The 11,974-nt window shown below is 72.0% G+C and carries 12 protein-coding genes; 6 read left to right on the top strand and 6 right to left on the bottom strand.

From position 1 onward, the window contains the following. The first annotated feature begins 98 nt into the window (after positions 1-98). On the top strand, positions 99-1,343 hold the full coding sequence (locus tag OG780_RS10560) for a cytochrome P450 family protein (RefSeq protein WP_328446956.1): 1,245 nt from the start codon (positions 99-101) through the stop codon (positions 1,341-1,343). Between the two features lie 126 nt (positions 1,344-1,469). Here the strand turns inward: OG780_RS10560 and OG780_RS10565 are convergent, their stop codons facing one another. From OG780_RS10565 to OG780_RS10585, 5 genes are read right to left on the bottom strand one after another with little or no spacing between them, the layout of a single operon-like run. Next, the gene (locus OG780_RS10565) at positions 1,470-2,828 is read right to left on the bottom strand and encodes a cytochrome P450 (protein ID WP_443062311.1); all 1,359 of its coding nucleotides are present in this window, start codon (positions 2,826-2,828) and stop codon (positions 1,470-1,472) included. A 38-nt stretch (positions 2,829-2,866) separates the two neighbouring features. Then, a complete protein-coding gene (locus tag OG780_RS10570; protein ID WP_328446960.1) occupies positions 2,867-3,469 on the bottom strand; it encodes a GTP-binding protein in 603 nt (200 codons plus the stop codon). Continuing rightward, on the bottom strand, positions 3,447-3,812 hold the full coding sequence (locus tag OG780_RS10575; protein WP_328446962.1) for a DUF742 domain-containing protein: 366 nt from the start codon (positions 3,810-3,812) through the stop codon (positions 3,447-3,449). Before OG780_RS10575 ends, OG780_RS10570 begins: the two co-directional genes overlap by 23 nt. Then, the gene (locus tag OG780_RS10580; RefSeq protein ID WP_326784928.1) at positions 3,809-4,222 is read right to left on the bottom strand and encodes a roadblock/LC7 domain-containing protein; all 414 of its coding nucleotides are present in this window, start codon (positions 4,220-4,222) and stop codon (positions 3,809-3,811) included. The genes OG780_RS10575 and OG780_RS10580 overlap by 4 nt, the downstream gene beginning before the upstream one ends. Beyond that, on the bottom strand, positions 4,219-5,622 hold the full coding sequence (locus tag OG780_RS10585) for an ATP-binding protein (RefSeq protein WP_328446965.1): 1,404 nt from the start codon (positions 5,620-5,622) through the stop codon (positions 4,219-4,221). The genes OG780_RS10580 and OG780_RS10585 overlap by 4 nt, the downstream gene beginning before the upstream one ends. A gap of 209 nt (positions 5,623-5,831) precedes the next feature. Here OG780_RS10585 and OG780_RS10590 point away from each other — a divergent pair, with 209 nt between their 5' ends. Both OG780_RS10590 and OG780_RS10595 read left to right on the top strand, forming a co-directional pair. After that, positions 5,832-6,800 (top strand): helix-turn-helix domain-containing protein, encoded by a 969-nt coding sequence (locus tag OG780_RS10590; RefSeq protein WP_328446967.1) that lies wholly within the window; start codon positions 5,832-5,834, stop codon positions 6,798-6,800. 179 nt (positions 6,801-6,979) lie between these two features. Continuing rightward, entirely contained in the window at positions 6,980-7,849 is an 870-nt protein-coding gene (locus tag OG780_RS10595; protein WP_328446969.1) for a LysR family transcriptional regulator, read from the top strand. 35 nt (positions 7,850-7,884) lie between these two features. Here OG780_RS10595 and OG780_RS10600 read toward each other — a convergent pair whose 3' ends face one another. Further along, positions 7,885-9,312, bottom strand: coding sequence for a YhgE/Pip domain-containing protein (locus tag OG780_RS10600; RefSeq protein WP_328446971.1), 1,428 nt, complete (start codon positions 9,310-9,312; stop codon positions 7,885-7,887). A 583-nt stretch (positions 9,313-9,895) separates the two neighbouring features. Here OG780_RS10600 and OG780_RS10605 point away from each other — a divergent pair. From OG780_RS10605 to OG780_RS10615, 3 genes are all read left to right on the top strand, one after another. Beyond that, positions 9,896-11,032 (top strand): lysylphosphatidylglycerol synthase transmembrane domain-containing protein, encoded by a 1,137-nt coding sequence (locus OG780_RS10605; protein WP_443062143.1) that lies wholly within the window; start codon positions 9,896-9,898, stop codon positions 11,030-11,032. A gap of 258 nt (positions 11,033-11,290) precedes the next feature. Beyond that, a complete protein-coding gene (locus OG780_RS10610) occupies positions 11,291-11,623 on the top strand; it encodes a hypothetical protein (RefSeq protein WP_328446973.1) in 333 nt (110 codons plus the stop codon). 23 nt (positions 11,624-11,646) lie between these two features. After that, on the top strand, positions 11,647-11,958 hold the full coding sequence (locus OG780_RS10615) for a pore-forming ESAT-6 family protein (protein WP_328446975.1): 312 nt from the start codon (positions 11,647-11,649) through the stop codon (positions 11,956-11,958). The last annotated feature ends 16 nt before the right edge of the window (positions 11,959-11,974 follow it).

Consider the following 11,974-nt stretch of genomic DNA (forward strand, 5'->3'; position numbering starts at 1 on the left):
CGTACGCACCCGGCCCCTGCGTATACGGACGACCCTGATCCGTCGCGTAGCGTGACGCGCCGTATGCGCATCGGAGTTCGACTGCCGGGAGGTTCCTGATGGGAAATCCACGTCCTTTGGTGATCGACGTGACCGGACGCGACATCCACGAGGAGGCCGCCCGGATCCGCGAGAGCGGGCCACTGGCCCGGGTGGAGCTTCCCGGGGGCGTCGAGGCCTGGGCGGTGAGCGGTCCCGAACTGCTGAAGCGGCTGCTCACCGACCCCCGGGTGTCCAAGGACGCGCGGCGGCACTGGCCCCTGCTGGCGAACGGCACGATCACGCCCGAGTGGCCGCTGTTCACCTGGGTGGCCGTGCAGAACATGTTCACCGCGTACGGCGGTGACCACCGGCGCCTGCGCACGCTGGTCTCCAAGGCGTTCACCGCCCGCCGGACGGCCGCGCTCCAGCCGCGCGTCGAGGAGATCACCCGGCAGCTTCTGGACCGTGTGGCGCAGGCCGGACACGGCTCCCAGATCGTCGACCTGCGCGAGGAGTTCTGCTATCCGCTGCCGATCCAGGTGATCAGCGAACTGTTCGGACTGCCCGAGGAGCGGGGCCCCGAGCTGCGCGAGCTGGTGGACCGCATCTTCGACACCTCCGCCGACCCGGGCGAGATGACGTCCGCCTACGGCCGGTTGTTCGTCGTCCTGGGCGAACTCGTCGCCGCCAAACGGGAGTCACCCGGCGACGACCTGACCTCAGGGCTCATCGCGGCCCGCGACGATCATCACGGCGGTGCGCTCAGCGAACAGGAACTGCTGGACACCCTGATCCTCATGGTCAGCGCCGGTCACGAGACGACGGTCAACCTCATCGACAACGCCGTGCACGCCCTGCTCACCCGTCCCGAGCAGCTCGCGCACGTCCGGGAGGGCCGCGCCGACTGGGACGACGTGGTCGAGGAGACCCTGCGGGCGGACGCGCCGGTCGCGAGTCTGCCGCTGCGGTACGCCGTCGAGGACATCGCCCTGTCCGAACTCGGCGGCCCCGAGGGGACCGTGATCGCCGAGGGCGAGGCGATCCTCGCGGCCTACGCCGCCGCCGGACGTGATCCCGAGCGCCACGGCAAGGACGCCGATCAGTTCGACGTCACCCGCGCCGACAAGGAACACCTCGCCTTCGGCCACGGTGTGCACCGCTGTCTGGGAGCGCCGCTGGGCCGCCTGGAGGCCCGGATCGCCCTTCCGGCCCTGTTCGGCCGCTTCCCGGACCTCCGGCTCGCCGTTCCGGAGGAGGAACTGAGGCCGGTCGGCTCCTTCATCTCCAACGGACACCGCTCACTGCCGGTCCGTCTTTCCTAGGGCGCTTTCCCAGGTCGGTTTTTCCTGGGTTCCGGGTTTCTGGGGTCAGGTTCCTTTCCGGGGCCGGGTTCCTGGGGTCGGGTTCCCAGGGCCCTGTGCCTGATGTCCGGCCTCACCGGGACCGGGTCATTCCCCGCGCCACCAGGCAGCCGCCCGCGCCCAGGCGCTCCGCGGGCGGCCGGCCTCCGGGGTCCAGGGCTCGAACGCGGGCGGCGGGAAGGGTTCGGACGGCGACCACTCCAGGCCGTCGACGCGTCCGTCCCCCAGCCGTCCGTTCCCGGGCGGTCCGTCCCCGGAGCGTCCGTTCCCGGAGCGTTCGACAGCCGGGGCTGGTGGGAAGCTCACCGGCAGGGCGGCGAGCGCACGGTGGAACGGGCCCGGACGCCACCGGAGGTCTTCCACGGGAACCGTCAGTTCGATGTCGGGGACCCGGTCCAGGAGTTTCTCCACCGCGACGGACGCGATCAGTCGCGCCGGACCCTGCGCGGGACACGTGTGCGGACCGGCGCTCCACGCCAAGTGCGCGCGGTTTCCAGTGCGCTGACGGTTCATCAGTGAAGGGTCCGTGTTCGCGGCTGCGAGGCTCACCACCAGCGGATCGCCCGCGCGCAGGGGCGTGCCCTCGTACACGACGTCGTACCGCGGATAGTGCACGGCGTAGTTCGCGATCGGCGGGTCGGTCCAGAGCACCTCGTCGAGGGCGTCCTCCACCGGCAGGGTCCCGCCGGACAGGTCGCCCGCGAAGCGGTCGTCGGACAGCAGCAGGCACAGGCCGTTCGCAATCAGGTTCTGCTGCGGTTCGGTGCCTGCCCCCATCAGCACGGCGAGGGTGTGGATCAGCTCCTCGTCGGTCAGCGCGGCCGGGTGTTCCATCAGCCAGGACGTCAGATCCGGGGCCGGTCGGCGCCGCTTCAGCGCGACCAGGTCGAGCAGAGTGGCGATGAGCAGTTCGTACGCCTTCTCCGCGTCCACCCCGTCGAACATCCCGGACATGCCCTCGACCAGCCGGACGCCGTGCCCGGTGGGGCAGCCGAAGAGATGGTTGAAGACGAGCAGGGGCAGGACCTGTGCGTACTCGCCGAGCAGATCCGCCGTGCCGAGCGGCGCGAACCGGTCGATGAGGGTGTCGGCGCTGCGTTCGGCATAGCCGCGCAGCGTGCCGGACTCGACGCGGGCGAGCGTGTCGGTGATGGCGCCCCGCAGCCGGGCGTGCTCCTCGCCGTCGGTGAACAGGGCACTGGGCCGGTACATCATCATCGGGAGGACCGGGCTGTCCGCCGGGACGGTGCCGTCGGCGAGATCCTTCCAGTGCCGCGGGTCCTTGGAGAAGGTCTCCGGGCTGCGCAGGACGTGCAGCGCGGCGTCGTACCCGGTGACAAGGGTGGCCCGGACGCCGGGGGCGAGTTCGACGGGCGCGGTGGGTCCCGACTCCCGCAGCAGTCGGTAGACCGCCGTCGGATCGGCCGCGAACTCCGGCCCGTACAGGGACTGACGGGCCGGGCAGCCGGGGGGAGGTACGGCGTTCACGCGTTCTCCAGTTCGCCGGTGCGGGCCAGCAGATGAGTGACGAGGGCGATCAGGGTCTCGGTGGCGGAGACCCGGTCGCGGGCGTCGCAGCGCAGCAGCGGGGTGGAGGGCAACAGGTCGAGGGCCTCGCGCACCTCGTCGAGGCCGTACGCGGGCCTGTTGTCGAAGTCGTTCAGGGCCACGGCGTAAGGGAGCCCCAGCTCCTCCAGCAGGCCCATGACTTCGAAGGACCGGTCCAGGTGGCGGGTGTCGGCGAGAACGAGCGCGCCGAGCGCTCCGCGTGTCAGGTCCCGCCAGAGTCCGGTGAAGCGCCGCTGCCCCGGGGCGCCGAACAGGTAGAGGACCAGGGTGTCGTTGAGGGTGACGCGGCCGAAGTCGAGGGCGACCGTCGTGGTGGTCTTGTCCCGGGATCCCGTCAAGTCGTCGACGAGGGAGCCGGCTTGCGTCATGACCTCCTCGGTGCGCAGCGGGCGTATCTCGGAGAGCGCGCCGACGAACGTGGTCTTGCCGACCGCGAAGTGGCCCACGACCAGCAGCTTCACGGCGGTCCGCACGCCCTCGGGCAGATACCCGGTCTCAGAGGCGGGAGCGCAGTCCATCGAGCACCTCCTTGAGGATGCGGGTGTCGTACGGCGGCCCGGCGGAGGGGATCGGCGCGCGGGTGACGAGGTGACCGCTGTCCATCAGGTCGGCGACCAGCACTTTGGTGACGCTGACGGGCAGTTCGAGATGGCCCGCCACCTCGGCCAGCGACAGGGCCCCGGGCCGGCACAGCTCCATCAGCCGCCGCGCCTCGGGGCTCAACCCGGTGAGCGGCGGGCCGACGGCGGCGATCAGCAGCGTGACGAGGTCGAGGGTGTTGCGTGAGGGCTGCGAGCGGCCGCCGGTGACGACGTACGACCGCACCAGCCGTTCCCCGGGACGACGTCCGGGCGGTGTCATGCCGGGCTGCCGGTGTCCTTGCGGGCGGGGCTGGTCAGCTCCTTGCCGAGCCGGTCGACCATCTTGTGCATGCGGTAGCTGACCGCCTCCATGTCGACGTTCTCGGTCGTGGACACCGCGAGGTGGGTGCCCTCGCCCGCGGCTACGAGGAACACGTATCCGTGCGCGAACTCGATCAGGGTCTGCCGCCAGGGCGTGTCCGGGCTGCCGCAGAACTCGGCGGTGCTGCGGCTGATCGACTGCACGCCGGACAGGCCGGCGGCCAGCCTCTCGGCGTCGTCCCGGCCGATGTCCGCGGAGTGGGCGCGGAGCATGCCGTCGGTGGACAGCAGGATCGCGTGCCGGGCTTCCGGCACCTTCAGGACCTCGTCGAGCATCCACCCCAGCTCGTTGGTCATGGGCGCGGTCATCCCTGTGTGCTCCCTTCGATCGAGTGGGGTGTTCCGTACGGGGTCTCGGGGGTCTCGGGGGCGTGCGGCGGCTGCGGGACGGCCGGGGTGCCGGTGGTGTCCTGCTCCGCGCGGCCGAAGCGGGTGCCGCGGGCGAACGCCCCCATGCGCCGGGCGTTCTCCTCGGCCGACCGTGCGCTGACGTCCTCGGCGGGCGCGGGGGGCACGGGGGCGGACTGTCCCGCGACGTCCGGCGGCCCCGGGACCCGGCGCCGCCGTTTCGGCAGGCCACCGGCCGTCGTCGTCTCGACGGGCTCGGCCGCCCGCCGGGTGGGAAGCACCGGCGGCGCGCCCGTCGGCCTTCCGGCCGTCGGTGAGGGCCCGGCCCACGGGGGCACCGCCACGGCCGGGGCCGGATGCGTGAGCAGCGTCGTGGGCAGGAAGACCACCGCTCGCACGCCGCCGTACGGGGACCGGGTGTCCACCGAGACGCTGAATCCGTACCGTGCGGCGAGTACGCCGATGACGGCGAAGCCGAACTGCGGAGGGTCGTCGAGCCGGGTCACGTCCACCAGGTCGCGGCCGGTCAGCAGCCCGGCCGCGCGCTCGACCGCCCCGCCGTCCATGCCGACACCGGCGTCGTCGACGACCACGCAGGCACCGTTGTGCGCCGACTGGACGGTGACCTCGACGGTGGTGTCGGGCTGTGAGTGGCGTGCCGCGTTGTCCAGCAGTTCGGCGACGGCGAGGACGACCGGTTCGACGGCGCGGCTCTCGACGGCGACGTCGACCTGTCCGTTGACGCGGACGCGCCGGTAGTCACGGACACGGGAGGTCGCGCCCCGCACCACCTCGATCAGCTCCGAGGTACCGCGCTGCCGTCCGGGCCAGGAGCCGCACAGGACGGCGATCGCCTGGGCGCGGCGGCCGAACTGGGCGTTGGTGTGGTCGATCTCGAGCAGGTCGCGCAGGACGTCGGGGTGATCGTGCCGGTCCTGCATCTCGGCGATGGACACCTGCTGCTCGTTGGCGAGGGCCTGGATCGAGCGCATCGACGCCTTGAGCGCGGTTTTCGCGGACCGGTCGGCCCGCGCCTGTGCGTGTCCCACCGCCTCCGAGAAGCGTTGGAGGACGCTGTCGAGGTGCTTCGCGAAGTCCGTGCCGGCCAGACGGGCGTCGAGCAGAGCGGTGGGCGGGGCACCCGGGGTGACGTGCTGGTGCGGGGTGTCCTCCAGGGTGGGCAGGCGGACCTCGGCCAGGTGGCGCAGCTCCTCGTCGCGGGCGCGCAGGTCCTCCGTGAGATCGTCGGTCCGCCGGCGCTGCCGCGAGCTGATCCCGCGCTGGCGCAGCAGCAGCACGGTGACGGCGAGCAGTCCGGCCGCCAGGCACCAGGACGCGGCCTCCGGTATCCGTTCGGTCATGGTCCTCAAGTCCTCTTATGCGGAAACGCACTGCTGGGGCACGAGCTGGAACAGTGAGGGATGTGGTGCGAGTTGGCGGGGCGCATGACGGTAGCCGCGCGTCGGCGTTCGCGCTTTCCCCTGCGCGCAAGGAAGTTGCCGCCATGCGCACCGGCTGTGTGCACTAGGCTGACACCGCGTAACTGCCCTCACCCGCACGGGAGTCGATGGTGGCCTTGCCCACGGGGAACTACCTGGTGGAAACCCGGTCGACGAGTGCGGTGGAATCGTCGGAGCGGACCGACTTCTGGAGCGAGCACATCGGGTCGTACCAGTCCCGGATGGGTTACCGGTACAGCCGCACCGACGACTTCCACGGCGAGACGGTCCGCCAGCGCACCGAGGCGTATCAGCTCGTCAGGTTCCGGTCGGACGAGATCGAGTACAGCAGGACCGCGGGGCAGATCCGTGAGGATCCCGACGGGGACTACCGGTTACTGCTGCCGCTGACCGGGCAGATCCTCCTGCGCCAGGACGGTCACGAGGCACGGCTGACGCCGGGGACGGGCACGATCGTCTCGTTCGGGTCGCCGTTCCAGTGTGTCCAGGACGCCGCCACGCAGGCGTTCGTCCTCACGATCCCGGCCCGCGAGCTGGACGGCCCACTGAGCCGCAAGTCGCCGCTGGCCACCGGCCTCGACCTGAGCAGGGGCCTCGGCCGTGTCGTCCGCTCGATGCTCGACGGTCTGTACGCCGAGCGCGACGACCTCACCGACGCCCAGTTCAACGCCGTGTCCGACCGGGTGGTGGAACTGCTGTGCATGCTCACCACCGGTGACGACCGCCCCGACGGCACCCGTCACCTGTCCGACGTGGAGACGGTGGTGCGCCGCCACGTCCGCGAGAACGCCGCCGACCCCGGCCTCACCGGTACGTCCATGGCCCGCGCCCTCGGCTGGTCGCTGCGCCAGATCCAGCTCGCCCTCCAGCACGCGGGCACCACCCCCCGCGACCTGATCCGCGAGGAGCGGCTGCGGCTGGTCCGCGAACGGCTCCGGTGCGGCGACTGCGAACGACTCACGATCACCGATCTGGCCTACGCCTCGGGGTTCTCGTCGGCGAGCGCGCTGAGCACCGCCTTCCGGCAGCGCTTCGGGGTGAGCCCGCGCGAGATGCGCAACCGTGTCCGCGGGACGTGACCGCGCACCCGGTGCCCTCCCCCGTACATCCACCCACCCACACCTGCCCTGACCGCCGCTTCCGCCGTCCCACGGACGATCACGTCCTGGGACAATCGGTACGGACGATCGGTACAGGACGGAATCCCGTTCCAGTACGGGATCCCGGTACACGACGGGCTGCTGCCCCGGGAGTGGAGATGGATCTGCGGCAGATGGAGGTCGTGGTCGCGGTGGCCGAGGAGGGCGGTTTCACCGCCGCGGCCCAGCGGCTGCACGTGGTGCAGTCCGCCGTGTCGAGCGCGGTCCTCGCTCTGGAACGGGAGCTGGGCACCCCTCTGTTCGACCGCACCACGCACCGGGTGGTCCTGACCCCGGCGGGCGAGGCCTTCGTCCCGGCGGCGCGCGCCGCTCTGCGGGCGGCGGAACAGGCGCGGGCGACCGTCGACCTGGTCCGGGGACAGCTGCGGGGCCGGATCACCATCGGCACGGCGCGGGGTGTCTGGGCCGACCTCCACCGGCCGCTGGCCGCGCTGCGGGCCGAGCACCCGGGCGTGGTGGTGCGGTTGCGGCAGGGGTCCATGACCGACATCCGGCACGGGCTGCGCGAGGGCAGCGTCGACCTGGCCGTGGTCGCACTCGACCGGCAGCGGCAGCGCGGCCTGGTGACCCGGCTGCTGTCGTACGAGGAGATGGTGCTGGTGTCCGCCCCGTCACGCCCGCTCGCCGGAGCCGGCCCGGACGGCACGGTCACCCTCGCCGAGGCGGCCCGGCTGCCGCTGGTGGACTTCGCGCCGGGCTGGGCGATCCGCCTCTGCGTGGACCGGGCGTTCCGTGCCGCCGGTGTGGAACGGGAGGCGGCCTTCGAGGTCGACGACATCGTGGCCGCGGCCGAACTCGTCCGCGACGACCTGGGCGTCTGCGTCATGCCCGCCTCGATCGCGGGACGGTTCCCGGGCCTCGGCACCCACGCGTTCGCCCGGCACGCCCCGCACTGGAAGATCATGATGGTGCACCCCCGTGGCGATCCCCCTCCCGCGGTCCGCGCGCTCCTGCGCCACCTGACCTGAGGACGGGCTCGACCGCGCGTGAGCCGCCGGCCCGGTCAGGTGGATGCCGCGGGACGGGTGGCCGGGCGGGTGGGCGGCTGGGGGGTCAGCCGGTCCAGGCCCCTGCGGTCGTAGTAGCGGGTCATCGCGAAGCCGAAGACGAGGGCGAGCACGGTGCCGACGGCGATCATGAGCCAGGCGCGGCCGAGCCCGGCGTCGGCCCGCGCGTCGAAGAAGAGGATGGCGCGCACCCCGTCGCTGAGCTGGCGCATGGGCTCGAAGACGGACAGGAACCGGTAGAAGCCGGGGACGGCCTGGAGCGGGACGGTGGCGCCCGAGGACGGCAGGCCCAGCACGATGAACACGAACATGGACACGAGCTGCCCGATCCCGCCGAACGCCGCGTTGATCGCCTGGACGCCCAGTCCGACGGCGAGGCTCGCGCAGTAGGAGTAGATCCACAGCAACGGCAGGTGAGTGGCGTCCATGCCCAGGATCGCGACGGTGGCCAGCATGACCAGGGAGACCGTGAGCACGGTGATCCCGGCGGTCATGGCCATCTTCAGGAGCAGGGTCTGGGTGCGGCTGATCGGCACGGTCGGACGGCGGGTGTGCCAGGGGCCGATCTCGTTGTCGGCGTAGCCGAGGGCCGTGTCGACACCGGTGCTGATGAGGTTGCCGCCGAGGAAGCCGGCCAGCACCAGGAGCAGGGTGTAGTAGAACGCGCTCAGCCCGAGGCCGCTGTGCGCGCCGATGGGGTGCCCGATGCGGGTGACGACCTGGACGGGGTCGGCGAGGAGCAGTCGTGTCGTGGCGTCCGCCTGCGCGGTCACCGGGGACGCCGTCAGCTGCTTGCCGATGGTCGTGGAGGTCTGCTGGGCGGCCGCCGTGGTGATCCGGCTCGCGAGGGACGAACCGAGGCTGCCCATACCGGGGTTGGTCAGCACCGTCATGGTGGGCCGGACCGTGGCGTTCGCCGTGGTCAGCGCGGTCAGCGAGTCGGTGAAGTTCCGGGGGACGACGAGAGCGCCGTAGATCTTGCCGGAGGCGAGTTCGTCCTGGGCCTGAGCGCGCGTGAGCCTGCGCCAGCGCACCGTGCCGGAGGTGTCGCTCGCGACGACGGCCGCGGTGACCTGGGTGCCCACGTTCTGCCGCTGCCCCGGAGGCGGTTTGCCGGTGTCCTCGTTGACCAGACCGATCGGCAGGTGACGCAGATGCCCGTTGGGGTTGACGATGCCGCCCATGTACAGCAGCGACAGCAGCAGCGCGAGCAGCCCCGTCAGCACGGTGGGCACCAGCCACAGCTTCGGGCGGCGCAGGAGCGTGGCGGCGCGCGCCTGGACGGGGGCGCCGGCGGGGGCGGCCGCGCCGGCGTCCGTACCGTCGCGGCCGCCGGGGCGGGTGACGGCACCGTCGTCCGCGCCCGCGGTGCCCGTGGGGTCCTCGGCGCCGTCGTCCGCGGGGTGATTGCTGTCGGCGTCCATGGTTCTCCGTAGGTTCCGGGGCGGCACGGGAGCGGCGATGGGCGCGCGGCCCCCGGGCCGGGGAGTCCAGGGCCGCGCGTCAGGCCAGGATCGGGGGTGCGCGTGTGCCTCGGACGGCGACTCGCCGACTCCCCGGGCACGGACGTCCGTCACCGGAGCCGGCCGGACTCACACCACCCGGCTCCACCGGGCCTCCGGCACCGGGGCCGGCACCTCCGTCACCACAGTCGACAGAGCGCCCGGAACCGGCGTCCACCGGGCATCCGGCACCAGGATCGACACCTCCGTCACCGGGGCCGGCAGAGCGCCCCGAACCGGCGTCCACAGGGCATCCGGCACCGGGGACGACGCCTCGACCACCGGGGTCCGCGGGGCATCCGGCACCGGGGTCGACACCTCGGCCGTGGCGCTCCCGCGCCGTCCCCCTCCCTTGCCGGACGCCGTGTCGCTCACCCGCTGGTCACTCTTCCACTCCCGGACACCGTGGCGTCACACCGGGCGGGCACGTTTCCCCCGTCCCCGTTGCTTCGCCTCGGATCCGTCCGTCCGTACCCGGGCGTGACGCGGAAGGACGACGTGCGCCGTGTCCCTGCCTCCGCTCGACAGCCTCCCCGCCACCACGCCCACAACGGCACCATCACCCACCCGCACCACCACCCCCGCGGCCGGCGACGTGTCCTGCCCCGCCCACCCCTCATCGGCGCACTCCCCGTCGAAGCAGTCGCCTCCCGCCACCTGCCCGCCGACAACCATCTGCTCCCCTCCCGCCGCCGCCCGCCTCACGTCCCTCTCGCACCTCACCCGCCTGGTGGTGACGCTGTTCCCCCTGCTGTTGATCGGGACGTGGGCGGCGCTGGACCGGAGCGCCGTGCTCGACGGGGTCGCCCGGCTGGGTGACGCCGATCCCTGGTGGCTGCTGGCCGGGTTCCTCTTCACTCTGCTGGGCTGGGTCGTCGCCGCGTGCGTCCGGCAGGGCGCCCTGCCGGAACGGCTGCCGCCCGGCCTGCTGCTGGCGTCGCAGTTGGCCGCCGGCGCCGCCAACCACGTGCTGCCGGCGAGCATCGGCGCCCACGCGGTCACCCTGCGCTTCCTGCGAGGCAGAGGCATACCCCTGGCTCGCGCGACCGCCTCGCTCGCCCTGTATTCGCTGGTCAAGCCGGTGGCGAGGATTCCGGTGCTCATCGTCTTCCTGATGGCCGTCGGAGACACCCTGCGGTTCGGCGCGCTCGCCCCGGACCGCTCGACGCTGCTGGCGGCGGCAGGAAGCGCGGCGCTCGGGCTCACGACCGTCTGCCTGCTCGTGACGACGGTCCGTCCGCTGCGCCGCCCGGCCGTCGACTTCGTTCGCACCGCGCTGACCGATGTACGGATCCTGCACACGCGGCCCAGCCGCGTGCTCGCCCTCTGGGGCGGTTCGGCCGTCGCCCCGGTGCTCCAGGGGAGCACGATCGCAGCGGTCGGCTTCGCGCTCGGGCTGCCGCTGTCGTGGGCTCAGGTGGTGTTCGCGCTGCTGATCGCGAGTACCGCCGTCGGCGCCGTACCCGCACCGGGCGGAATCGGCCCCGTGGACGCGGCCATGGTCTTCACGATGGTCTCGCTGGGCGCACCGACGGGCCTGTCGACGGCCACCGTCATCGGCTACCGCGTCCTGACGGTCTGGATCCCGCTGCTCCCGGGCACGCTCATCCTGTCGGCCCTGGTACACCGCAAGGTGCTGTGAACGGCGAAGGGACGGCACACGCGCCGGTCCTGACAGAGCAACAGCCGCCGCAGCCCGGTGCGGTGAGACAACTCATGGGCAGATCAAGCCACTTCGCGCGTTACTCGATTGCGCCTGCAACGCGCGAAACGAGAGGATGTTCGGCGCACCGAGAGGCGTGCGGGGCACACGGGAACCGTTCCGCACGCACGGACGTCACGACTATCGAACAAGTGAACTGTCGTGACATACACGGATGACCGACACGGGGGCGGGTGGATGAAGTTCGACATGGAGTCGTCGACCCTGGCGGATCTCGGCAGGAGCACGGTCGGTTCGACGGAGGACCTGGGCACGCTGATCCAGTGGCTGGTCCAGGCGGCGGAACCGCTGGAGGGGAAGTTCAACGGGTCGGGCAAGGCCGCGTTCGACTCCTTCAAGGCACACACGGACGAGATCACGAGCGCGTTGAACGGGTCGCTGGGCGCGATTCTGGGCGGCCAGGGCGGCATGGACACCGCGTTCGGCTCCGGCGATCTGGAGCAGGAGGACAACGCCCGTCAGAACATGGGCCAGTCCAACTTCGACGCCGCCCGCTTCGGCACTCGTTGAGCAGACACAGGGGGAACATGACGATGGGGCAGAACCAGGACAGGCGCTCGTACGACACCGGCGCCTCCACCGAGGTGCAGGGGAGCCTGCAGGGCGTCATCGGCCAGTTGGAGCGCGTCCTCGGCGACCGCGACCGCGCGGTGCAGGCCGCGATGGCCGACTTCACCGCCGACGGTGTCGCCGACGAGTACCACGGCAAGGAAGTCCGCTGGAACCGCGCCGCGAACGAGGTCCGCGACATCATCCGCCTCGTACGCACCACACTCGAACAGAACGACGGCACCGCCCAGTCGACCATGGCCAAGGCACGGGCGGCCGTCGACAACATCGGCTGACCGGCGTCGGAGTAAG

The organism is Streptomyces sp. NBC_00386, assembly GCF_036063235.1.
Lineage (GTDB): Bacteria > Actinomycetota > Actinomycetes > Streptomycetales > Streptomycetaceae > Streptomyces.